Raw genomic sequence first — 21,452 nt, 5'->3', positions numbered from 1 at the left:
AACTACTTTGATACGGATCAACCAGCTCGTGCTGGCTGATCCACAACCCGCATCGGCACACGCTTCCAGTCTGAGCCATCGAGCAGCACCGAGAGCTGAGCATGAGATAGCGGCATGACGCCTTGCTTGATCGGCGGCCAGGTGAACTGCCCCTCGATTCTCTTGTAGTAAAGGACAAGGCCGCTTCCGTCCCAGGTCAGGATCTTCACGCGATCTCGGCGCTTGGAGCGGAAGATGTAAAGTCCGCCGTCGAACGGATCGGCTCCAAACGCCTCGCTCACCAGCATCGCAAGCGAGTCCATGCCGCGACGGAAATCGACCGGCTGCGTCGCGATCCAGATCGACAACCCGGGTCGCAGCCCGATCATCGGCCAACCGTCCCGACTGCCGCCAGCACCTCGCACAGCGCCCGCCGGTCGACCCTCCCCCTGACGCGGATGCGAACCGCGCCGACCTCGATCTCGATCGCCGCCTGCTCCTCGCACGACGGCAATTTGCCTCCGCAGCCGGTGATCGCGACCGGCACAAAGCCAGGTGGCACGGCTCCGTCCCCGCACGCCGCGACCTTCGCCCGCGTTGTCTGACGACGCCACAGAAACAACAGGCTTGGGCTGATGTCGTGTCGTCGTGCCACCGCGGACACGCTTGCACCCGGCGCAAAACTCTCCGCGACAATCGCCGCCTTCGCATCGGTCGACCAGCGCCGGCGCCGGCCGGTCCCGGTGATGATCTCGACACGCTGCAGTGTGTCGGAGCCGTCCTCGAGGATAGGCGTATGCCTATCCTTATCGCCATCCTTACGACTATCCTTTGACATGGTGACCTCGTGACAAATCATTCCACGAGATCTTCCTAGCCGACCAGATCAGCCCTCAGCCCGTGGTCCCTGGATGACGCTCACGATGTTTTTCATGGCCGGCTCTCCGCAGCGAACCGTCGAACTAAGGGCTTGCGGGATCGGCGAAGCACGTTTCGGTCAGGGGAAGGGTCGGTCGGGCGCTACGCCGCCGACCTTATCCTGCAACTGCCTGCTCGCGGGCCGGTTCCGTTGCGTTTCATTTCGTATCAACAGCTAGCACGGAGCGCGTGATTGACGCCATTGGGCGCAGGTATCAAGTGACAGTGCAGAGGTATTGGTTGAATAGAACGCTGGTCTATCCGGAATGAGAGTACGCAAAAGAAGGGCCGCCTGCGTTGCCACAAGCGGCCCAAGTCTAGGGAGGCGCCCAAGGTGGGCAGCGATGGCGGGGGGAGAGGAGGACCATCGCGGCCTCATACATACGATGATCGCGATAGGCGGCTCAATTGAACGCCAGTACGGACCAGTCATCCAAATGGAGCAAGGGTCCTATACGTAAGCTTAAGGCGCTCCACACGACGAACCGCTTCTGCTGCCTTAAGCCGCCAGCTTTACCGCACTCGCTATCCGCCTGGCCATAACTGCCCCTCCGAGTCGAGCGCTGCGAGCGAGAGTGCGAATAGCTACTGCATGATTCGATCGTTAACACGATATGCATGCGTCAGACGCGAGACCGTTTCTCCAGGTGATCACGGATTCCGCCCGCTATCCACATCCTCCTTGTCAGCTGGATGACTACATAACACCGAGGCTCAGAGTGGCTAAATCCACTTCGCGCAAAATCCGCGTGGTGGACTAAGGCGGACCACTCGGTAGAAATGTCTAATCTCCGATCTTCGGGCATCGAAATGATAACCGGGGGTAATTTGCGACCCCGTGCCTCGTGTGATGCAATGCTCATCGGCTTTGCAGGCGAAATGAGAGCAGAGTCCCTACGCGAGCCGCGTTAGGAAGCGAGCGATTCCCCGCCTACTGGTTGGCTTCGAGGAGATCGAGAGTTGAAGCAGAGCTTTAGCGCCTACAGCAACCCAGGCAATTTCGTGCGCGTCGCCGCAAAGCTGCTGCCTTTGCTTTGGGGTTCGACAGCAGTCGCCTTCGCGATTGGTCTATTTGGAACGTTCGACGCGCCCTCCGACTACCAGCAAGGTGAGACAGCGCGAATCATGTACATCCACGTCCCCGCCGCCTGGACCGCAATGCTTGCCTATACATTCATGGCGGTGTCTGCGTTCGGATCCTTGGTATGGCGTCATCCACTCGCCGATGCGGCTCAAAAGGCGGCAGCGCCCCTCGGCGCAGCTTTTACTTTCATCTGCCTTGTCACGGGCTCGTTGTGGGGCAAACCAATGTGGGGCACCTATTGGGTCTGGGACGCACGGCTCACCTCCATGCTGGTTCTACTCCTCATTTATCTCGGTATCATCGCGCTCTGGCAGACAATCGAGGACCCGAGTAGGGCGGCACGAGCAGTTTCGATTATGACCCTCGTGGGTCTTATCGACATACCGATTGTGAAATTCTCGGTCGATTGGTGGAATACGCTTCACCAACCCGCATCGGTGTTCCGGATGGAGGGCTCGGCTATTGCTGGCTCGATGCTCTGGCCGCTGATCGTTATGGCGCTCGCATACACGCTCTTGTTCGTGACGCTCCACGTTATGTCAGTTCGTAACGAGATCATGCGACGCCGAGCCCGGCGCCTTGCGATCACGCGAGCCGTTAATGGCGAAGCGGCGATGGCTCGCATGCTGACGGCCGAAATAGGTTCATGAGCATATGTTGCGGCATGACGGATTCATAATGGCGGCATTTCTGGTGACGGGCACCGTCCTGGCGGGAATGATCGTGGCGGTGCTTATCGACTATGGCCTTCAGCACCGTACGTTGGCTCGCCTTCTTGATCACTCGGATCGGCGCGGTCGCGCATGAGCAACATCCAGGCCTCAACTCACCTATCATTGAGCGCGTCGACGCGCCGAAGCGCACTGGCCCGCTTGTGGGTGGTTATCCCTTTTTTGGTCTTCTGCGGAATTGCGGCACTGCTTTTAGTGCGGCTCGGGGCCGGTGACCCCTCACTCGTGCCCTCTGCTCTGATCGGCAGGTCAGTACCGCAATTTGCGCTGATGCCGCTCGAAGGGCTTTCAACATCCGGTCCACCTGGCTTGTCGAGCGCAGATTTGCGGAGAGGGCACGTGACGATCTTGAACGTGTTCGCATCATGGTGTGTTGAGTGTCGGGAAGAACAACCTGCCCTGATGGCGTTGGCAAGCGACCCTACGCTGCAGCGACTGGGTGTGAAACTGTCCGGCATTGTCTACAAAGACGATCCTAGAAAAGCGCTGGCCTATCTTGCCGCTCACGGCAACCCGTTCGCACAGGTCGGCACTGACCGCTCAGGCCGAACGGGGATCGATTTCGGTGTCTATGGCGTTCCCGAGACGTATGTGATCAAGGGCGATGGCACAATTGTGTACAAGCTGGTTGGTGGCATCTCGGACGCAAGCCGGCCTGGTTTGATGGACGCCATTGCCGAGGCTGAGCGTCCATGACGGCTGCATTGCACGCTCTCCATCCTTCCGGGATGAATGCAAGAAGGATCGTTTCTTGCCTCAACGTTGTAGTGCTCTGTCCGATACATTGTTCGGGAATTCCGAGTTGGCAATGAAGACGGAACAGTCAGGTGGCCCGAGCCTCACTGGTGGCGCATGCCGGCGGACGGTGCGCTATGCGGTGGCGAGGACGAACGGAGGTCTTTGAAAACGTGCTGTGGGTCATTTTTGCAATGATGACGTCGTCAGTCGTGCTGGTGCTGGCCCGGTCGCTCTCTGAGCGGCGCGAGGCCGTTCGCGCTCGTGATCCGGATGTGACGTTCTATCGCGATCTTCTGTCCGAAGCGGATGAGGATGTGCGCAGCGGAATGCTAGCACCTGAGGAGTCGGTGACGACTCGCGCCGAAATCGAGCGCCGGCTGCTCGCGTCACTCAACTCGGCATCCGAGGGCTGGTCGCATACGTCGCGCCGCGGAGGTCAGCGACGCGCCGCAGCGGCTTTGGCGATCGTCTTAGTCCTGCCGCTTGTCGCGCTCGCGTCGTACCTCAAGGTCGGCGCTCCCAGCCAGCCTGACATGCCGATCGCATCGAGGCGGTCCAATGCAGATTTTAGCCTCGCTGCCGCAGTTCCTGACATCCACGCCAGCCAAGCCGGAGCTGACATTGAAGGGCTTCCTCCAGAGCAACGGAGCAGCGCGATCCGGGGAATGGTAGCGGAGCTCGCCGAGAAGCTCTCGAAGGACGGCCATCACCTTCAAGGATGGCTACAACTTATTAGGTCTTACGCTGCATTGGGTGAGCGCAAAAGGGCCGAGGCGGCTATCGCAAGCGCACGTGCTCAGCTAGCAGGCGATGCGCAAGCGTCGGCTCGCGTGGATGAACTCGTCAGACAGCTTCGTTTAGAGGAGTAGATCTTGACGCGAAAGGGTAGGCGCCTCGCTATCATCAGCGCAGCTGGCGTCACTTTAACGATCGCGATAGGGCTCATCCTGTTCGCGTTGCGAGACAGTATTGTCTTCTTTTATGGCCCGAGCGAGTTGGCCGCAAAGGCGCCGCCGCCGGGCACCCGGCTGCGCATCGGCGGCCTAGTGAAACGTGGATCACTTACTCATGAGGGTTCGTCGACTGTCATCTTCGCGGTGACAGACCTAAAGCACGATGTCGAAGTCAGCTACACCGGATTGTTGCCGGATCTCTTCCGTGAAGGGCAGGGCGTCGTCGCCGAGGGCACCGTGGAAGGACCCAGCCTTTTTCATGCCGACACGGTGCTAGCAAAACACGACGAGCGATATATGCCCAAGGAGGTAGCTGACAAGCTCAAGCAAGAAGGCACTTGGCGCAACGAAAGATCTGCGCGAGCGCAATAGCGCCGCTCCCACGAAACATCCCAGCTGATGGGACCACAAGATGATCATTGAAACCGGACATTACGCGCTCGCTTTGGCTCTCGCTGTCGCGCTGCTTCAATCAATTCTGCCACTCTGGGGAACCCGGACTAGGGATTCGGCACTTACTTCAATCGCGGTCCCTGCCGCAATCACCCAGTTCCTGCTCTTAGCTTATGCCTTCGCAGCATTGACTTACGCCCATGTGGCGTCTGACTTCAGTCTCGTGACAGTCGCCGAGAACTCACTCACCACCAAACCGCTTATATACAAATTCGCGGGCGTCTGGGGCAATCACGAAGGATCCATGCTGCTTTGGGTTCTGATTCTCGCGGCTTTTGGAGCGGCTGTAGCGATTTTCGAACGCGCCGTGGCAAACGAACTGCGCGCGAATACGCTGGCCGTCCAAGGCTGGATCTCGCTTGCCTTCCTCTGTTTCATTCTGTTCACCTCCGATCCCTTCTTGCGACGATTTCCGGCGCCGCTTGAGGGCCTGGACCTTAATCCGCTGCTTCAAGACCCGGGTCTTGCCATACACCCGCCGCTCCTTTACGTCGGCTATGTCGGTTCTTCGATCGTGTTCTCCTTCGCGGTAGCCGCGCTGATCAGTGGGCGGCTAGACGCCGCTTGGGCCCGCTACGTTCGGCCCTGGATACTGATTGCCTGGATCTTTTTGACGCTTGGCATCGCCATGGGGTCGTACTGGGCCTATTACACCCTAGGCTGGGGCGGATTCTGGTTCTGGGATCCGGTCGAAAACGCGTCACTGATGCCCTGGGTTGCCGGCACCGCGCTCCTCCATTCGGCTGCCGTGATGGAGAAGCGTGAAGCCCTCAAGATTTGGACACTGTTTCTGGCGATACTTACGTTCTCGCTGTCGCTACTGGGTACGTTCCTCGTGCGCTCCGGAGTACTGACCTCCGTCCATTCGTTCGCCAGTGACCCGGCTCGCGGCGTCTTCATCCTGGTCATACTGACCGTATTCATCGGCGGGCCACTCGCGCTCTACGCGTGGCGCGCGCCCTCCCTGAGCGAGCGTAGCGTGTTCGCACCCGTTTCACGCGAGAGCGCGCTGGCAGTCAACAACCTGCTGCTGACCACCTGCTGCGTTACGGTTCTGACCGGCACGCTCTATCCGCTCGCGCTTGAGGCGCTGACCGGAGACAAGATCTCGGTCGGCGCGCCGTTTTTCAATTTAACGCTCGGCCCGCTCGTAGCGCCTATCGTTCTGCTGATGCCGCTCGGTCAGTCGATCGCCTGGAAGCGCGGTGACCTGCTCGGCGCAGCGCAACGGGTAACGGTCGCAGCCCTGGGTGGTCTTGTAGTCTCAATTGTGCTCGTTGCCGTCATCCGGGGCGGCTCCGTCTTCGCAGCAGCCGGTCTCGGCCTCGCCGTCTACCTCATCGTCGGTTCGTTCACCGATGTGGCGTCGCGTATCTGGGCAAGAGGACAAGGCGGCCGGCTTATGCTAGCCCGCGCGATCGGGCTGCCGCGCTCCGCGTGGGGTGGGGCGATCGCTCACGCAGGCCTTGGCTTGACACTCATGGGCTTGGCGGCGACGGGTTGGGGTGTGGAGCGGATCGCGACCGTCAAGTTAGGTCAGACGATCGATCTCGGCCCGTATCAAGCCACCATAGAGAATTTTCAATCGCGGCAGGGACCGAACTACACGGAGCTCGTCGGCCATACGGTTATCAGCAAGGGCGGCGCATACGTGACAGCCGTCGAGCCAGCCAAGCGCAGCTTTCCCACACGACAGACAACCGTCACCGAGGCAGGCATCGTAACGCTGAGTTTTGGGCAGATCTACGTTTCGCTTGGGAACCGCCACGCGGATGGTTCGGTTGATGCGCGCCTGTTCTGGAAGCCGCTCGTGACGAGCATCTGGATCGGTGCAGTCATTATGGCGTTCGGAGGGATTGTGTCCTTGTCCGACAGACGCCTCCGAATTGGCTTCGCGCGCCGCGCGGCTCGCCTCCGCGTCGCCGACACCCCCGCAGCGCCGGAGCCCGCCGAATGACGTGGCTTCGTCGCATTCTTCTGCTTTCGATCGTACTCGCAAGCGTCGCCCCTAGCTTGGCGAGGGCGGTTCAGCCGGATGAAATCCTGACCAACCCGAAACTCGAGGCACGCGCGCGCGCTATTTCCGCCGGACTGCGTTGTCTGGTCTGCCAAAATGAGTCTATCGACGATTCTAAGGCAGAGCTCGCGCGAGACCTTCGCCTGCTGGTGCGCGAGCGCCTTAAGCTCGGGGAGAGTGATGAGCAGGCCCGCGCTTTTCTAGTGAAGCGTTACGGAAACTTTATCCTGCTGAAACCGCCACTCGACTTAGAAACCGCTCTCCTTTGGGGAATGCCGGCTTTGGTACTCGGAGCGGGCGCCATCGCTCTCCTGTTCGGATTACGCCGCCAGCCCTCCACGCCAGCGGCACCATTGAGCCAAGCCGAGCGGGATCAGCTTGCCGCTGTGTTTGACTCCGATAGCCCGCTATAGGCTCCTTCTGAGGTCAAGTTCGGGCAAGGCCGAAGTCGTTCCACAAGAGCGCCCGACAGAAGACTCAATCGTTGCATGCTCATTATTCTCCTGCGCTACGAAGAGCTGCGGCCGCAGCTATCGGAGCGAGCGCGATGGACGCGAGTCCGAGTGCGCAGAGGACCAGGAACGGTGTCAAAAAGGGAATTGTGGCACTTTGCGCCGCGGAGACACCGAAGATCAGCACCGGTACGGCTAGTGGCACGACGAGGATCGATAGCAACAGACCGCCGCGCCGCAGGGTGACAGTAAGGGCCGCCCCGATCGCCCCTAGAAAGGTGAACGTCGGCGTACCAACCAACAACGTTGCTGCTACCGATCGGAGGGCGGAACCATCCAAATCCAACATCAGGCCAAACAGAGGCGAGAGCATAACGAGCGGTAGCCCCGTCACAAACCAGTGGGCGATGCACTTCACAAGAACAATGAGTTCTAGGGGCGCCGGCGACAGGAACATCTGGTCCAGCGAACCGTCCTCTTGATCCGCCTGAAATAGACGGTCGAGGCCTAATAGACTCGCGAGAAGTGCTGCTATCCATAGAATTGCTGGGCCGATCCGCGACAGCAAGCGTAGGTCAGGCCCGATCGCGAAAGGTACGACCGTCACAAGGCTGAGGAAAAAGACCAGACCGAGAATCCCACCTCCACCGATGCGGCGGGCTAGCACGAGGTCGCGAAGAAAAACGACGAGGAGAATACGGGTCATGGTGCCCATCCGGCATCGCCACTGCGTCGAGACCGCTCCGCTGAAATCGGAAAAGCAGCGTGATCTCTTCTTTCCCGACCTCGAGACAGACCGCTATGTGGGGTGCCGCCGCACTTCAGCGAAATGGCCATCACCTGGTTCCAAGTCTGACTTGGACTGTCCCTCGCAGACCAAGAGGTTCGTGGGTCGCGGCCAGTGTCAATCCTCCGCCTTCGAGATGGCTGGCGACGATAGTCTTCAGCAAGGCGCGCGCGTGCCGGTCGAGCGCTGTTAGCGGTTCGTCGAGTAACCATAGAGGGCGATCGACGATTAAGAGTCGGGCCAATGCGACACGGCGACGCTGCCCCGCGGAAAGATAGCCGACAGGCAGGTCGAGAACGTGGGCCAACTCCATGCGGTCCAGCGCCTCTAACGGGGTTCGGCGGTCTCGCCCCAAAAATCCCAGGCCGATGTCGAGGTTCTCGCGGGCGGTCAACGACGATTTCAACCCGTCGAGATGGCCCACGTAGTGGAGGCGTTCTGCCAGGGGCGCCGGATCCGTGGCTTCGGACTCCACCCAGGACATACGGCCGGATCCTAGTGGAAAAAATCCGGCGATCGCCCGCAAGAGTGTAGATTTGCCCACTCCGTTGGGACCGGTCACTTCGGCGATTTGGCCCGCGCTTAGTCGCAAAGACATCCCGTCGAGCAGGATGCGCTCGCCGCGCGCCACCGACAGATCTTCGATCAGCAGATGGGATCGCTGCCTAATATCCATGTTCAGTCCTCGTTGTCCGTTGTTTCGTTGTGGTCGTTTTCAACGAACCCTCAATTGGAGGGTTTATCGAAATGAACGACGGTTCGGGACAAACGTGTTCGAGCGGCGACGGAGAACAGCCCAGGAGGCCGAGGAGGTTCGCTCTTCGGGGCTGCCCATTAAACGGATGCGAGCCAGATTGTGAACGCTGAGGGCAGGATGTGCCACGCGATCGCCCCTACAAACGTGAAAGCGATGTTGCATTGCCCGGCTTGCTGCCTCGACTGCGCCACCGGGAACGCCCGACGCCCTTCTCTTGTACGCTGCGCCGTCGGTTAGCCGACGCCCTGCCGACGAAGCCGCAGGCGGTCGCAGGAGCGTTCCCAATCACGGCTCTCAGTAAAGAGAAAGGGCCTCCCAGGTCTCAGCGAGCGCAGCTGCGAGTTCAGCTATATGGGTATCCGCGTGGTATGGCGACGGCGTGATGCGCAGCCGCTCTGTCCCACGGGGGACCGTCGGATAGTTGATCGGTTGGATATAGATGGCGTGGCGCTGTAGAAGGCGATCGGCTGCCGCCTTGCACAATTCTGCATCGCCGACGATCACAGGCACGATGTGGGTTCCGGTCCGGAGAACCGGAAGCCCGGCGGCTTGGAGCGCCTCTTTCGTTGCAGCGGCCTGTCGTTGGTGTGCTTCGCGCTCGGCAGACGAGTGTTTCAGATAGCGAACAGATGCACGCGCTGCGGCGGCAATCGGTGGAGGGAGGGCGGTCGTGAAGATGAATCCGGGCGCGAAGCTGCGCACCGCGTCGCAAATAGATCGCGACGCCGAGATATAGCCGCCAATGCAGCCAAATCCCTTGGCGAGAGTACCCTCGATCACCGTCAAGCGGTGCATCACACCCTCGCGCTCGCTAATTCCGCCGCCGCGAGCGCCGTAGAGGCCGACGGCGTGAACCTCATCAAGGTAGGTCATCGCCCCATACCGCTCGGCAAGGTCGCAGATTGCGCCGATCGGCGCCACATCGCCGTCCATTGAGTAGACCGATTCGAACACGACGAGCTTGGGGCGGCTTCCCGCCTCGCGAAGCAAGGCCTCAAGGTGACCAAGATCGTTGTGGCGGAAAATTCGCTTTTCGCAACCTGATTGACGGATGCCTTCGATAATCGAATTGTGGTTAAATGCATCAGAAAAGATTATGCACTCTGGGATCAGCTTACCGATCGTGGAGATGCTGGCCTGGTTCGATACGTAGCCGGAGGTGAAGACGAGACTGGCCTCCTTGCCGTGCAGATCAGCAAGTTCGCCCTCTAAATCAACCAAGGGCGAACTATTTCCCGCGATGTTGCGAGTTCCACCTGCTCCTGCACCGCAGCGGTGTGCCGTCGCGGTCAGCGCGCTCACGACCTCCGGATGTTGTCCCATGCCCAGATAATCATTCGAGCACCAAACCGTGATTTCAGTAACGGATCCGTCGAGGCGGCGCCATTTGGCGGTTGGGAAGCGACCGGCGACGCGTTCGATGTTAGCGAAGACGCGATAACGTTGTTCTTCGCGCAGGCGCTCAAGAGAGCCAAGAAAATGGTGTTCGTATGTTTCGGCCGCACAATTGACGGCGCCCTTAACGAAGGTTGCGGTGGACGTCGTCAACGCTCGTTTCATGCACAACATGTCCGCACACGAATGTGTGTTCGTACACGAATGTCCATTACCGGAGCTTCCGTGCGCTGGATGCTTCGCTTGACGCTCAGCCGATATGTTGAGATCTTCCATGTCAACCTTTCCTATCCGTCGCTCGAGCATAGGTCGACCATAGCCCATCACACAGAGCGCTTCGCACTCGTCTCAGTTATGATTTTAAAATCCTCCGGTTATGATCGAGCGCCGCTGCCTGAGGCGGCTCAGACTTAGGCTAGCCTCCTGTCCTTTTTTGCATGGTGCGCACGCCGCCCGGACGCAAAATCCCCCTGGTCGCTACTTGGTACCGGAAGCTAAGTCAACTGTACGACCAGATCAGCGAGATGGTTCGTCGCTCACCGCATTCTAAGATGCCGCCCAGATTGGGTCGAAGTGAACAAAGAGCGTCTGCCGACTGGTAGTGTCATGCACCCATTGTTTGAGCAGGAGGCCTCTTCAGCGCTGGCGCGGTGAGGTGTCGCCCAGTCGAGACACTATGCCTTCTCGCGAAGTGCCTCCACCAACACGCTGGACATTAGCTCGTAAGCTGCGGTGACGCGACAATCGCTCGGAGTAGGCAGAGGCAAGCAGCGAGCGAGTGGACCACGCTAAAAGGGATTGAGTGATCGGGGCTCGGTATCGGCCGAGAAACTGCACTGGCCCCTTCCGTGGGATCGCGTGCGATATTTGGAACAACAAAAATTGGACACTCAATGGCCCAATCCGCAGATGAGCAAAGAGTCTAGCTCATCAGCAAGGACTGGACATGGCCATTAGTCGCAACTCACTGCGCCGCGTTACGAGGGAACAGAAAGATTCGATGATCAAACAGCAATAGTCCGAGAGTGCGTCATTTCCATCGGGCATCGATTTCATGTCCCCTTGTTGCTTTCGCACTTGGGCATCCACGCCTAGTCTGATCTGCGCGCAGTTAATGAGACCACCTGCGCAAGAATGCAGTCATTGCCTCATCGGCAATACCGAGCTGTCATAGGAGAGAGATTATGAGACGCACCGTACTGGCACTTTCCGCGGTCCTTGGCGTTGGCGCTCTAGCAACCGCAGCCTTCGCGCAGCAACCACAGCTTCCGCCACCCGACGATTGGCACGCCACCGGCCGCTATCTTCCTGAATACACGAAAGACGGGGACCTTATTCTGCCAAAAAACTTTCACGAATGGGTTTACGTTGGATCGCCACTGACGCCCAACTTTTTGAACCCGCCTCAAGCAAACTTCCCGGAATTTCATAACGTGTATATCGAGCCCGGTTCTTACGATATTTACAAGAAAACGGGCGTCTTTCCTGAAGGAACAATCTTCGTGAAGGAATTGCAGCTTATGCAGCCTGCCACCAATCCGGACGGTTCGAGTACCGCGCCATCGGGAAAAGGATTTTTCCCGGGCGCGTTCAACGGAGCGGATGTGACCGTCAAGGACACCGAGAGATATAAGGCAAGCGACGGTTGGGGCTATTTCAACTTCAATCACCACGAACCGAAAGCGGCCACTGCCAAAGTCCGGCCGGTCGAGGAATGCGGCTACTGCCACATCGCAAGCGCGAAACGGGATGACGTATGGACGCAGTTCTACGCGCTGCTCGACCAGGTGCCGCTACCGCCCGGCCAGAGTGGCTCCAAGAAAATGCTGCCCAGCGAGAATCCGTCTATCAAAAAGTAGGGACAACCGTGATGAAAATTCTCAGAAGTGCGGCCATAGCGTCCGCATCGTTCATCGCTGTGAGCGTCGGCTGCCTAGTATCGCAGGTCGTACCTAGCCAAGCCGCCTCTGCGCAAGAACAACTCGTCGACGGGGCAGGCAACATGCATGTCCCGAAGAACTACCGAACGACCTACGAATTCCTTGGGAGCTGGTCTGTTGCAGGCGACAAAGGTGCTAAGGAGATGCACGTGGTCTATGGGTCGCCCGGAACTGCGGCAGCTTATCGGACGACTGGCAAATTTCCCGACGGTTCGATCCTGGTGAAAGAAGTGTACGCCGCGGCGACTTCGGAAATGACGACTGGGACCGTCAGCCATCAACAAAGCCTAAAAGGATGGTTCATGATGGTGAAGGACGAGAAAAACAGTCACCCCGATAATAAATTGTGGGGCAACGGGTGGGGCTGGTCCTGGTTTGACGCGGGTGACCCGGTGAAAACGACCTCAACCGACTTCCGCTCAGATTGTCTAGGTTGCCACATCCCTGCCAAAGCGACTGACTGGATTTATGTTCAAGGCTATCCCGGACTCAAAAAGTGACAGGGGCTCGGCGAACTAGCTTCAATGTCACGTGTGCAAAACCAGACTGGATGCAAAGAAGGTAGCGTCATGAAGCCCAGCGGGAAGCTCGTCAGATGCGTTTGCGGATCGATGGTGATGTTTGTGGTGTCGTTTTCGACCCCTCATGTAAGTCTAGCGGCCGATCCAGCTGCTGGCAAAAAGATCACGAAGCAATTTCTTACGTCGGGCCAGGTGGACCTAGTACGAGAGGTGGTGACGCTACCGCTCCATCGCGGCCGTCTTGCCTCGGGAGAGACCGTTTGGTTCGTTCTCACCGACGTAAGCGATTACGATACTTCGCAAAAGATGGGACTTACGTGGGCGCCGAGTCTCACTGATGCCAAGGACCTGAACAGCACACGGGTTGCGGAAATGGACGCCTCGGGTAACTTCACCTTTAAATCAGGGCGGGTCGATTTCTCACCTTCGCAGAAGTTGGTCGGAGGGGACGCGCCCAGTTTCTTTCCTCCTAAGACAGCCCGAGCCGGATCTATTGGGGATGCGCACTACAGCCCACTTGTGCGGGTGTCCAATAATATGAATATCGTTTTCAATGCGCCGATCATCGCGTTCGATGTCGGGCCGGACAAAATTTCATTCTGCAACGGCAGCCCTGACTATTCCGTGGTGACGGATTCCGTAGCAAGCATCTGTCCTGATAAGGGCACTGTCGACTTGAAACTCCGGTCTGGATTCGCGAACGGAAAACACCTGCGTTATCTTAGTTTTGACGCAAATTCCGAGGAGTCGGCAACCCTTGAGGCGTCCACCTTTGCGCCTGCGGAAAGCGACATTCTTCAGAGCGGCGCGATCGAGGTGATCTATACGATTGTGAATGGCAACATGGGGACGAATGATCCGAATCGCCAGGGACTCAACAGTGCTATCAAGGGAGAGGGGCCTTCGCTCGACATCCTCGCGCACTTCACTGAGATCAGCGCCGGATACTCCCCGATGTGGGACGTACGACTAGCCGAGTGGACCAAGGAAGCTATCGTGAAGGATCAAAGAAAACTGATCACTGATGGTGACGATCTTGAATCCAAAAGTGCGGCGGGCTTACTGGTGAGCCCTGCGGGAGGGCCGGTGAAGACGACAGGAAATCTAGTGAATTGTCCGGTTGTAGGCTTCACCAATGAATAATCTCCTGGCACATAGCTGCGCTTCCCTCGTTCATGCGGGAAGCGCAATCGGTCTCTCAGCCACCGACGCTTCCCTCTCACGTCGATGCGAATTTGATGAGCACGCGCTAGGACCCGACGCTTCTGTTTGTAGGCCTTGATAATCTGCCGGGCTATCGCGACCGATGCTGCGGCGTTGAAGGACAGGTTGCCGTCCACTTCAGTGCCGTGGCGCGATCGGCCCTATGTTTCGAGCCAGTCCAGTGGCCACCACGGGCTGACACAATGACGCGCCGCATTGTCACCAACCGAATAATCATTTGCGGGTCGCAGCAGGAGAATCAAGTGCCCCGTATTGCCATTCCGAGGCGCGAGGATGCTCCTGCGGGCTCAAAGCCGATCCTCGACAACGTTGATAAGATGCTTGGTACTCCTACGGACCAGGGTACTCCTACGGACCCGGTCTTCCGCAGATCACTAGCAAGGTCTAGCAAGCCTATCTGAAACTGGCGGCCGCTAGCTGAAGATCGACTTGACATTGTCGGCATCTGCGTCGGCCTTCGATGGCGTCGGCTGCGTGGCGCTGACGGGATCGGAGGCGGGAAGCTATCTTCCAACCCGGTGTCGAGCTTGGGGTGGCGATCGGCCGCGAGCGCTTGGCCCAAGTCCTCGGCGTGCTTGTCGTGCGGCGCGGGATTGAAGGTCTGAGTCATGGATTCCTCCTCCATTGACTGAACCAACGCGGCGCATTTGCGCTGGTTTCCCTGCTCCGCTTCTGCGCGTGGCGGTGTATCAGGAACCTCAACTCTGCATCAGGATTTCTCGTGCCCCAGTCTGCGACAAAGCCCTTCATCGACGTGCTCTCCGGCCAGAGGCAAAGCACCCCGCCCCTGTGGATGATGCGGCAGGCCGGCCGCTATCTGCCTGAATATCGCGAGGTGCGCGCCAAGGCCGGCGACTTCCTCGATCTCTGCTTCAACCCGGAGCTCGCCGCCGAAGTCACGCTGCAGCCGATCCGCCGGTTCAGCTTCGATGCGGCGATCATCTTCTCGGACATCCTGGTGATCCCCCATGCGCTCGGCCGCGCGGTGCGGTTCGAAGTCCGCGAAGGTCCGCGGCTCGAGCCACTCGATGATCCCGCGAAAGTCGCTACGCTCGCCGCGCCGGCCGACTTCGGCAAGCTCACACCGGTATTCGAGGCGCTCAGGATCGTGCGCAGCGCGCTCGACCCAAAAGTAGCGCTGATCGGCTTCTGCGGCGCGCCGTGGACGGTCGCGACCTACATGGTCGCGGGCCACGGCACGCCCGACCAGGCGCCGGCGCGGATAATGGCCTACCGTCATCCCGAGGCGTTTGCGAAAATCATCGACGTGCTGGTCGAGACCTCGATCCGCTATCTGCTGGCGCAACTCGAGGCCGGCGCCAATGCGCTGCAGATCTTCGACACCTGGGCCGGTGTGCTGCCGCCCGCCGAATTCGCGCGCTGGTCAACCGAGCCGACACGACGCATCGTCGAAGGCGTGCGCGCAAAAGTGCCCGATGCCAAGATCATCGGCTTCCCGCGCGGGGCCGGCGCACAGCTGCCTGGTTACATCGAGGCCACCGGCGTCAACGCCGTCAGCATCGACTGGACCGCCGAGCCCGCCTTCATCCGCGAGCGCGTGCAGAGCAAGGTCGCCGTGCAGGGCAATCTCGATCCGCTGGTGCTGATCACGGGCGGCGCGGCGCTCGACCGCGCGGTCGACAGTGTGCTGACGAATTTTGCGCAAGGGCGCTTCATCTTCAATCTCGGTCACGGCATCCAGCCGGAGACGCCGATCGCCCATGTCGAACAGATGATCAAACGCCTACGTGGCTAGCGAGTGATCCTCCGACAGGCGCGACATCGGTGAAGCGGTCGGCGTGCTTCATCTCCTCGATCGACTCCCTGCGCCAAGCCTTGGCCATTTCCAGCAGGCCCCAGTTACCCAAAAACCGGTAGTGCAGCCAGTATCGGTTGATGGCAGTGAGCCCCGTGACGCAGTCCCTTGTTAAGATACTCGATGACTCTGGGGTCGCCCTGCATGATGAACTTCAAGGCTTGAGGTCGGGCCTTTGCCTTTCTTAGTTTAGAACGCTTCTGATGAAAACAAGCAAGCATCCTCGAGACGAAACCGAGGGGCACCTACCGAGAAAAACCAAGGAAGTCGGTCGCTGCGGGTCCAACTCTGGGCTCATCCTGCGCGTCATCCTTGATCCGGCGATGCGGACAGTCGGCCTGACAGGCTAGCGCACATTCCCTATACGCATCGTCGATGATCGTCTTGATGGTTCGCGCGCAGCGGCCGCACTCAGCGCTGCAGCCGAGACAGTCATAGATCTGTTTGGCATTGCGCAGCCCATCCTCGGCCGTGTTCACGGCGTGGCGAACATCGCGGTCGGTGAGGACATTGCAGGAGCAAACGATCATGAAACCCTAAAAGGACGTTTCAGCAAAGCGGTTGAGATCGCAATGGGACGGCGGTCGGGCGCGTAGAATGTTCCAAAGAACACGGAGATGATTGAGTGGGGGCCCGCCCTTGGAAGTCTTCCCTGACCTTTGTTCCTTGCAGATCAGCAGAACTTTGTATGCTCACTCGTTGCGACCGCTAACCGCAGATCCGGCCGAGGACACGGGAACGCCGCTCCGTTCCGCCCAAAGATCGACACTCTCGGTTAGCGTAGATGACACAACTGGAGTCTGGTGGCCCTGAGTTGCAGTCACCACTGCATTTTGGGTATTGTTGAAGACCTCCTCTATCCCCTTCGAAGAATCCATCTGCGTAAGAAGAGCGGTCATCAGCCGGCTATGTAGTTCATCAGGGTCTTCGACGATTACACCAGGCGCGGCTGAGCTCAGGATCAGCGCATTCTCACCTCCTTGAATGGGTGCAAGCCCATGTGAATAAGTCCTGAAGCGTCGCTCGTAAGGGTTGCGGCGCGAAGCCTCAACAACTAGGAGCCTGACGCGTGCTCCGGAAGTCTGGAGTTGCGAGAGGAGATGGTCAATGCTTAACCCTTGTAGACGGATATCTTCTTCACTCCAAATCTTCGCATCGACTGGGATTAGATAATTGTGTCCGTCAGACTGGATTCCGTAACCTCCGAAATAAACTAACACAGTCGAGTTCGCATGTACTCTTGCCCTTAGTTGATCGATTGCGTGTGTCATGTCCGAGCCCGTGGCATTTTCAATGGCATCGACCAGAAAGCCGTGCTCGCGAAGAGCATTTGTCAGGCCTTCCGCGTCGCGTGTCATTATGGGAAGAGGAGAGTCAGCATCGGGATAGGCCGAATTGCCAATCACCAGCGCCAGTCGACTAGTATCGAGGGGCGCGGAGTTGCCCGACCAAATGGGATCGCTGATGGGCCGAGGCGTCTCCCGCTGCCTTGTCCCGTCGAGACTGGTTGAGAGCAAGCTGAGCGAGACTGCAAGGCCGACTAGTCTGGGAGATCTCATTCCATTATGGTCTCCGACGAAACGCGCCTTTCCGCTCGCTCGTCAATTCCGTTGCGCCGTCCAGTAGCCTGAACAGCGCGCTGATCCTGAGTGGCCGCTCCAGGTCCCTCGACCGGACGTCGCAAACAGTTTGCCCGCGCCCGCGGCATATTTGTCTTGGACCGTCACGGAAGCGCGAACCGCGCCCGTTTTTGCGACGTATCCACGAAACTTCACGAGATTGGGATGCGTGACAATTCCGTTGGTCACATCGACAGTGAAGCTGTAAGTGGAATCGCAGGTTCCACTTTGCGTCACGAAGACGAGGTCCCACGAGCCGTCGAAGGACGATGAACCGTATGCTGCCGGTGCAGAGTGGTGACTCCGCCGTGCCAATAAGTGCACGTCTGTCGTAAAATCTGGTATCGTCGCCCTGATCGACGTGCCATTGATCGGCGAGGCTGACGATTTTGCCGTGGCGGCGATCGCGATAGGAACAGCAATTGCGAGCGCACTCGCGAGCTTGCAGACCTGAATCTTCATGGAAGCTCCTGTTCGCTTTAAACCACGCAACGAGAATGACCTTGCAACTCGGTCGAGGGAAATCACCTCTCGCCATGGAGTCGATAGACGACCATTATTGCCGCTTTGCTGGGCGAGACTACAGTGCGGAGGCCCATCATCGGGTAGTTCGAGGGCGACGACGAGTTATAGGAGCCTCTGCGGACGTGGCGAGCAGACAATCATGTAACCACCCATGGCGTGGAGAACTCATGGGCTAGCACGTGATGGCACCAACTTCGAGTGATATGCATTCGAAGAACCAGGTTCCATCGTGGTAAAGGACGCCGGTGGACGACGGGCTCTTGTGGCCGAAGGGACCCCGGCGCCATAGCGACGCTGGTTTTGTGCGGATTGACGGTGGATAGCCTCGAACCCGGTCGGGACGGCCGCGCCCCCGACGTCCTCGGTGCGCGGAGCTTGCTTAAACCGACGCCTCGAGTGTTGGAAATCCGTGCGAGTGGCGGACACCGCTCCAGGGTAGAAAGCGCAAAGCCATGTCGGGCTGTGTGCCTTCAGAGCGACAGGCGGTTCTTCTCTCCGCATAGATGCGGTGGGCGACGCGAGGTGAGGGACCGGTCTTTCTGCAATGCTCTGGGTCACGGTTTACTCGCAGCTCCGATTGCGGCGGGGTGTACGGGCGCTTGGGCTTTACGACCGTGCTCGCGGCACCACTGTTTTTGCCAAGAGATCGGCTGAGCCGCGCAAATAATCCTTCCGCCGAAAGTATGAGCGCGTGACACCTCTTCGCGCCAGCCGAGAGTCCCGCTCCGGCCCGCAGCACGTGACGCACCACCTTTGAGCTGTTCCGATAACGGCTGGCTATCGACTTCATGGCGAGAGGTGATTTTCCTTTCCCCCGTCGCTGACCCAATCTTTGTCCGTCATCGCCCGCCCGCGGCTGCGGCCGAAGTCGGCCTTCCGTTGGACGATCATAAGAGGTCCGACATGCACATCGAAGAGACGGCCCGCATTTCCTTGGCCCGCTCTGTCGAACATCCGCTGTTGGAGAATGCCGTCGTGCTCGTGGAGGAGGCGGGTGTTGCGAACGGATTGGAGCGTGCGTTCAGCACAAGTATGAGTTGCGTTCGCGACGACGATACCGGCTGCATCGCGTCGAGATGTATGGAGATCCCAGTCGTCGGATCCAACGGCGAGGTGTCGGACGTCTTGTGCCATACCAATCCGTTCGATGCGCGAGCCGCGGTCGCTGCTGGCGAGCGGCCCCCGGTGAGAATGGCGCGCGAACACTTGGGCTCCGTTCAGCGATGAAGCTTATGATCCCGCCCGGCCGCCTCGATCGTGCAGTCGATCACAAGACAGAGCACGTGCTCGGTCCCGCCGATGCCGAGATCTCGCTGGTTGAGTACGGCAGCTACGCCTGTCCGCACTGCAGGGCTGCCAACGAGCGCATCGCTCTAGCGCGCGATCAACTTGGCGACCGCGTTTGCTATGCCTTCCGCCACAGGCCGCTCACTGACAACAGTCTTTCCTTCCGTGCTGCGGAGCTCGCTGAGCTTGCTCAGACGCCAGAGACGTTCTGGTCCGCGCACATCAAGCTGATGACGAGGTCGATGCAGCTCACAGAGGACGACCTTTCGGCGGTGGCCGCCGACCTAGGTGTGCATGCCAACCCCACACTTCGCGATAGCGACGCGGTTCGCCGCGCGAAGGCAAGGGTGGAGTCGGACATTGCGAGTGCACGCGCGAGCGGCGTGAGATTCACGCCGACATTTTACATTAACCGCCGGCGCTACGATGGACCCTGGGACGAAAGCTCTCTCGTTGATGCAATGCTTGGCACGCTTGGCCACCGCGTCCGTACGGCTGCCCTAGACTTCGCGAGCTGGGGCCCGTCCGCCGGCATTTTGCTCGTCATCGCTACTGTGGCGGCGATTGTCTTGACGAACTCGCCGATCGGGCCGGCATTCGAGGCGCTCTGGCGCTGGGAGTTCGGCGTGAGCTTGGGCAGCGCAGCCTTTCGGATGTCCATCCTCCATTGGGTCAACGACGGGCTGTTGACGCTATTCTTCCTCGTTGTGGGATTGGAAGTGAAGCGCGAGATGACAGTCGGACACCTCGCAAGCCGTCGCTCCGCGGCGCTTCCGATCGCGGCCGCGCTCGGCGGCATGGTTGTGCCGGCGTGTCTGTATTCGCTGGTTCTCCCCGCGGGGCCGTGGTCGTACGGGTGGGGCGTTCCGATGGCGACCGACACCGCGTTCGCGATTGCCTTGATCGCAGTGATGGGCTCCCGCGTCCCCGTCGAGCTGCGTATCTTCCTCACCGCGGCGGCCATCGTTGACGACATCGGAGCGATTGTCGTCGTCGCCGTGTTTTACTCCGGCGAAATCCATCTGGCCTACCTTGCTGCAGCGGCGATGGTTGTAGTTGCGCTAGTGCTGTTGAGCCGATCTGGGGTGTACCATCTCTCGCCCTACATCCTGATGGGTGCTGCGCTGTGGGCCCTCGTACACGCGGGCGGTCTCCACGCTACATTGGCCGGCGTGTTACTTGCCTTGTTCATTCCGACGCGACCGCCCGCCAATCTGGCCGCCCTGATGACGCAGGCGAGCACCATCATCGCGTCCGAGGCTCGGCATGAGGGCGAAGTCCTCAGGCACGGCCCCTCCACACCAGCCCTGCAGGCGCTCGACGCAATCTACGATAGAATTGAATCCCCCGCCGATCGACTGCTACGACACGCCGGCGCGCGATCGAGCTACGCTGTCCTCCCAATCTTCGCATTGGCGAATGCCGGAGTGACGATCAACCCAGGCGTCCTCGCTGGCCATGGCCGTCTCACGGCTGCGATCGTCGCTAGTCTCGCTATAGGAAAACCGCTCGGCATCTTCCTCGCGGCCGCAGCGGCAGTTCGCACAGGCATTGCCGTCAAGCCGGCCGAATACACGTGGCGGCAGCTGGGCGGGGCAGGAGCCCTCGCTGGCATTGGCTTCACGATGTCGCTCTTCATCGCCGGACAGGCATTTCCAAGCGCCACCGACTTCTCGGCCGCAAAAATCGCTGTGTTCGCCGCCTCGAGTCTTTCTGCCGTCGTCGGGACTAGCCTGCTCTGGGGAGCTTCGCGTCAGGAGCTTATCGGAGATGCACCGCAGAGCGCCGGCATGAAATCATAGCCTGCTGCCGCTTATGCCGGGCCGTGAAAAGGAGATGATTCCACCTGCGACGAGGCGGTCCGCCCGTTCCACATCGCAGGCGTGAAACTTAGGGGCACTTGGTCGAGATCTCCTGGTATCCCGCCGTCGAGGACACCAGCAACGCAGAGTTATCGTGGCGAACCGTCGCATTTGAAGGAGTCGAAATGACGCACGTATATTTCCACTGCGCGAACACCAAGAAGGTTTTCGTCGATCGCCGCGGCGCCGTCGTGGATGATCTTGCTCAAGCGCGGGATCATGCGAACCGCATCGTGCAGTCCCTCACCAAAGAGCGCAGCCTTGAGGATTGGCGTGACTGGGTTCTGCATGTCAGCGATGATCAGGGCGATGAGCTCTTCGTTGTGCCCTTCACTTTCGTGCTCGGAGAGCCGAATTGAGGTCGCCGTGTTCCAAGCGATCCTTTGGACCAACG

The 21,452-nt window shown here is 59.4% G+C and carries 21 protein-coding genes and 2 pseudogenes; 13 read left to right on the top strand and 10 right to left on the bottom strand.

The window, feature by feature from the left end; all coding sequences use genetic code 11:
* Positions 1-17: 17 nt before the first annotated feature.
* Together tnpB and tnpA are read right to left on the bottom strand one after the other, a co-directional pair.
* The gene (gene tnpB / locus P6U23_RS31890) at positions 18-368 is read right to left on the bottom strand and encodes an IS66 family insertion sequence element accessory protein TnpB (protein ID WP_407175594.1); all 351 of its coding nucleotides are present in this window, start codon (positions 366-368) and stop codon (positions 18-20) included.
* Complete coding sequence (gene tnpA / locus P6U23_RS31885; protein ID WP_407175595.1) at positions 365-817, bottom strand: IS66-like element accessory protein TnpA; 453 nt, start codon at positions 815-817, stop codon at positions 365-367. The genes tnpB and tnpA overlap by 4 nt, the downstream gene beginning before the upstream one ends.
* A gap of 1,040 nt (positions 818-1,857) precedes the next feature.
* On the opposite strand from tnpA, the gene P6U23_RS31880 reads away from it, so the two are divergent.
* From P6U23_RS31880 to P6U23_RS31855, 6 genes are all read left to right on the top strand, one after another.
* Positions 1,858-2,631 carry a heme ABC transporter permease gene (locus tag P6U23_RS31880; RefSeq protein ID WP_407176324.1) on the top strand — a complete coding sequence of 258 codons (774 nt, stop codon included), beginning with the start codon at positions 1,858-1,860 and terminating at the stop codon, positions 2,629-2,631.
* Positions 2,632-2,784: 153 nt separating this feature from the next.
* The gene (locus P6U23_RS31875) at positions 2,785-3,408 is read left to right on the top strand and encodes a DsbE family thiol:disulfide interchange protein (protein ID WP_407176323.1); all 624 of its coding nucleotides are present in this window, start codon (positions 2,785-2,787) and stop codon (positions 3,406-3,408) included.
* Positions 3,409-3,620: 212 nt separating this feature from the next.
* A complete protein-coding gene (gene ccmI / locus P6U23_RS31870; protein ID WP_407176322.1) occupies positions 3,621-4,319 on the top strand; it encodes a c-type cytochrome biogenesis protein CcmI in 699 nt (232 codons plus the stop codon).
* A 3-nt stretch (positions 4,320-4,322) separates the two neighbouring features.
* Positions 4,323-4,775 (top strand): cytochrome c maturation protein CcmE, encoded by a 453-nt coding sequence (gene ccmE / locus P6U23_RS31865; RefSeq protein ID WP_370988350.1) that lies wholly within the window; start codon positions 4,323-4,325, stop codon positions 4,773-4,775.
* Between the two features lie 40 nt (positions 4,776-4,815).
* Positions 4,816-6,813, top strand: a complete 1,998-nt coding sequence (locus P6U23_RS31860) for a heme lyase CcmF/NrfE family subunit (RefSeq protein WP_407176321.1) — start codon at positions 4,816-4,818, stop codon at positions 6,811-6,813.
* Entirely contained in the window at positions 6,810-7,286 is a 477-nt protein-coding gene (locus P6U23_RS31855) for a cytochrome c-type biogenesis protein CcmH (protein WP_407176320.1), read from the top strand. The genes P6U23_RS31860 and P6U23_RS31855 overlap by 4 nt, the downstream gene beginning before the upstream one ends.
* 82 nt (positions 7,287-7,368) lie before the next feature.
* On the opposite strand, the gene ccmB is transcribed toward P6U23_RS31855, so the two are convergent.
* The 3 genes from ccmB to hemA all read right to left on the bottom strand — a co-directional run bounded on the left by ccmB (position 7,369) and on the right by hemA (position 10,429).
* Positions 7,369-8,031, bottom strand: a complete 663-nt coding sequence (gene ccmB, locus P6U23_RS31850; RefSeq protein ID WP_407176319.1) for a heme exporter protein CcmB — start codon at positions 8,029-8,031, stop codon at positions 7,369-7,371.
* A gap of 130 nt (positions 8,032-8,161) precedes the next feature.
* A complete protein-coding gene (ccmA, locus tag P6U23_RS31845; RefSeq protein WP_141934459.1) occupies positions 8,162-8,788 on the bottom strand; it encodes a heme ABC exporter ATP-binding protein CcmA in 627 nt (208 codons plus the stop codon).
* Between the two features lie 375 nt (positions 8,789-9,163).
* Positions 9,164-10,429: a 5-aminolevulinate synthase gene (gene hemA, locus P6U23_RS31840; protein WP_407176318.1), complete on the bottom strand. Its 1,266-nt coding sequence runs from the start codon at positions 10,427-10,429 to the stop codon at positions 9,164-9,166.
* Positions 10,430-11,448: 1,019 nt separating this feature from the next.
* Between hemA and P6U23_RS31835 the strand changes: the two genes are divergently transcribed.
* From P6U23_RS31835 to P6U23_RS31825, 3 genes are all read left to right on the top strand, one after another.
* A complete protein-coding gene (locus tag P6U23_RS31835; RefSeq protein WP_407176317.1) occupies positions 11,449-12,123 on the top strand; it encodes a cytochrome P460 family protein in 675 nt (224 codons plus the stop codon).
* Between the two features lie 11 nt (positions 12,124-12,134).
* Positions 12,135-12,704, top strand: a complete 570-nt coding sequence (locus P6U23_RS31830; protein ID WP_407176316.1) for a cytochrome P460 family protein — start codon at positions 12,135-12,137, stop codon at positions 12,702-12,704.
* Between the two features lie 69 nt (positions 12,705-12,773).
* Positions 12,774-13,868 (top strand): hypothetical protein, encoded by a 1,095-nt coding sequence (locus P6U23_RS31825; protein ID WP_407176315.1) that lies wholly within the window; start codon positions 12,774-12,776, stop codon positions 13,866-13,868.
* 494 nt (positions 13,869-14,362) lie between these two features.
* Here P6U23_RS31825 and P6U23_RS31820 read toward each other — a convergent pair.
* Positions 14,363-14,559 (bottom strand): annotated as a pseudogene (locus P6U23_RS31820) (hypothetical protein).
* 111 nt (positions 14,560-14,670) lie between these two features.
* Here P6U23_RS31820 and hemE point away from each other — a divergent pair.
* Entirely contained in the window at positions 14,671-15,705 is a 1,035-nt protein-coding gene (gene hemE, locus P6U23_RS31815; protein ID WP_407176314.1) for a uroporphyrinogen decarboxylase, read from the top strand.
* A gap of 25 nt (positions 15,706-15,730) precedes the next feature.
* On the opposite strand, the pseudogene P6U23_RS31810 reads toward hemE, so the two are convergent.
* The 4 genes and pseudogenes from P6U23_RS31810 to P6U23_RS31795 all read right to left on the bottom strand — a co-directional run.
* A pseudogene (locus tag P6U23_RS31810) lies at positions 15,731-15,911 on the bottom strand (bacterioferritin); the annotation flags it as partial.
* A 99-nt stretch (positions 15,912-16,010) separates the two neighbouring features.
* Entirely contained in the window at positions 16,011-16,295 is a 285-nt protein-coding gene (locus tag P6U23_RS31805; RefSeq protein ID WP_407176313.1) for a bacterioferritin-associated ferredoxin, read from the bottom strand.
* Positions 16,296-16,457: 162 nt separating this feature from the next.
* Positions 16,458-17,171, bottom strand: a complete 714-nt coding sequence (locus P6U23_RS31800; protein ID WP_407176312.1) for a caspase domain-containing protein — start codon at positions 17,169-17,171, stop codon at positions 16,458-16,460.
* 195 nt (positions 17,172-17,366) lie between these two features.
* Positions 17,367-17,846 carry a hypothetical protein gene (locus P6U23_RS31795; protein WP_407176311.1) on the bottom strand — a complete coding sequence of 160 codons (480 nt, stop codon included), beginning with the start codon at positions 17,844-17,846 and terminating at the stop codon, positions 17,367-17,369.
* A gap of 966 nt (positions 17,847-18,812) precedes the next feature.
* On the opposite strand from P6U23_RS31795, the gene P6U23_RS31790 reads away from it, so the two are divergent.
* The 3 genes from P6U23_RS31790 (at position 18,813) to P6U23_RS31780 (ending at position 21,417) form a co-directional block, all read left to right on the top strand.
* A complete protein-coding gene (locus P6U23_RS31790) occupies positions 18,813-19,136 on the top strand; it encodes a hypothetical protein (RefSeq protein WP_407176310.1) in 324 nt (107 codons plus the stop codon).
* Positions 19,133-20,998: a Na+/H+ antiporter NhaA gene (gene nhaA, locus P6U23_RS31785; protein WP_407176309.1), complete on the top strand. Its 1,866-nt coding sequence runs from the start codon at positions 19,133-19,135 to the stop codon at positions 20,996-20,998. Before P6U23_RS31790 ends, nhaA begins: the two co-directional genes overlap by 4 nt.
* Positions 20,999-21,096: 98 nt before the next feature.
* On the top strand, positions 21,097-21,417 hold the full coding sequence (locus P6U23_RS31780; protein WP_407176308.1) for a DUF6894 family protein: 321 nt from the start codon (positions 21,097-21,099) through the stop codon (positions 21,415-21,417).
* The last annotated feature ends 35 nt before the right edge of the window (positions 21,418-21,452 follow it).

Source organism: Bradyrhizobium sp. STM 3562 (assembly GCF_045571435.1).
Taxonomy (GTDB): domain Bacteria; phylum Pseudomonadota; class Alphaproteobacteria; order Rhizobiales; family Xanthobacteraceae; genus Bradyrhizobium.
Note: the sequence above shows the minus strand (reverse complement) of the source record. Positions and strands in the feature narration are given on the sequence as shown.

Bases quoted from the DNA above. Each gene is read 5' to 3' on its own strand.
- P6U23_RS31790 (WP_407176310.1), top strand. From the start codon at position 18,813: ATGCACATCGAAGAGACGGCCCGCATTTCCTTGGCCCGCTCTGTCGAA.
- P6U23_RS31795 (WP_407176311.1), bottom strand. From the start codon at position 17,846: ATGAAGATTCAGGTCTGCAAGCTCGCGAGTGCGCTCGCAATTGCTGTT.
- P6U23_RS31805 (WP_407176313.1), bottom strand. From the start codon at position 16,295: ATGATCGTTTGCTCCTGCAATGTCCTCACCGACCGCGATGTTCGCCAC.
- P6U23_RS31875 (WP_407176323.1), top strand. From the start codon at position 2,785: ATGAGCAACATCCAGGCCTCAACTCACCTATCATTGAGCGCGTCGACG.
- P6U23_RS31825 (WP_407176315.1), top strand. From the start codon at position 12,774: ATGAAGCCCAGCGGGAAGCTCGTCAGATGCGTTTGCGGATCGATGGTG.
- ccmB (WP_407176319.1), bottom strand. From the start codon at position 8,031: ATGACCCGTATTCTCCTCGTCGTTTTTCTTCGCGACCTCGTGCTAGCC.
- P6U23_RS31860 (WP_407176321.1), top strand. From the start codon at position 4,816: ATGATCATTGAAACCGGACATTACGCGCTCGCTTTGGCTCTCGCTGTC.
- P6U23_RS31855 (WP_407176320.1), top strand. From the start codon at position 6,810: ATGACGTGGCTTCGTCGCATTCTTCTGCTTTCGATCGTACTCGCAAGC.
- P6U23_RS31830 (WP_407176316.1), top strand. From the start codon at position 12,135: ATGAAAATTCTCAGAAGTGCGGCCATAGCGTCCGCATCGTTCATCGCT.
- tnpB (WP_407175594.1), bottom strand. From the start codon at position 368: ATGATCGGGCTGCGACCCGGGTTGTCGATCTGGATCGCGACGCAGCCG.
- tnpA (WP_407175595.1), bottom strand. From the start codon at position 817: ATGTCAAAGGATAGTCGTAAGGATGGCGATAAGGATAGGCATACGCCT.
- P6U23_RS31835 (WP_407176317.1), top strand. From the start codon at position 11,449: ATGAGACGCACCGTACTGGCACTTTCCGCGGTCCTTGGCGTTGGCGCT.
- hemA (WP_407176318.1), bottom strand. From the start codon at position 10,429: ATGAAACGAGCGTTGACGACGTCCACCGCAACCTTCGTTAAGGGCGCC.
- nhaA (WP_407176309.1), top strand. From the start codon at position 19,133: ATGAAGCTTATGATCCCGCCCGGCCGCCTCGATCGTGCAGTCGATCAC.
- ccmA (WP_141934459.1), bottom strand. From the start codon at position 8,788: ATGGATATTAGGCAGCGATCCCATCTGCTGATCGAAGATCTGTCGGTG.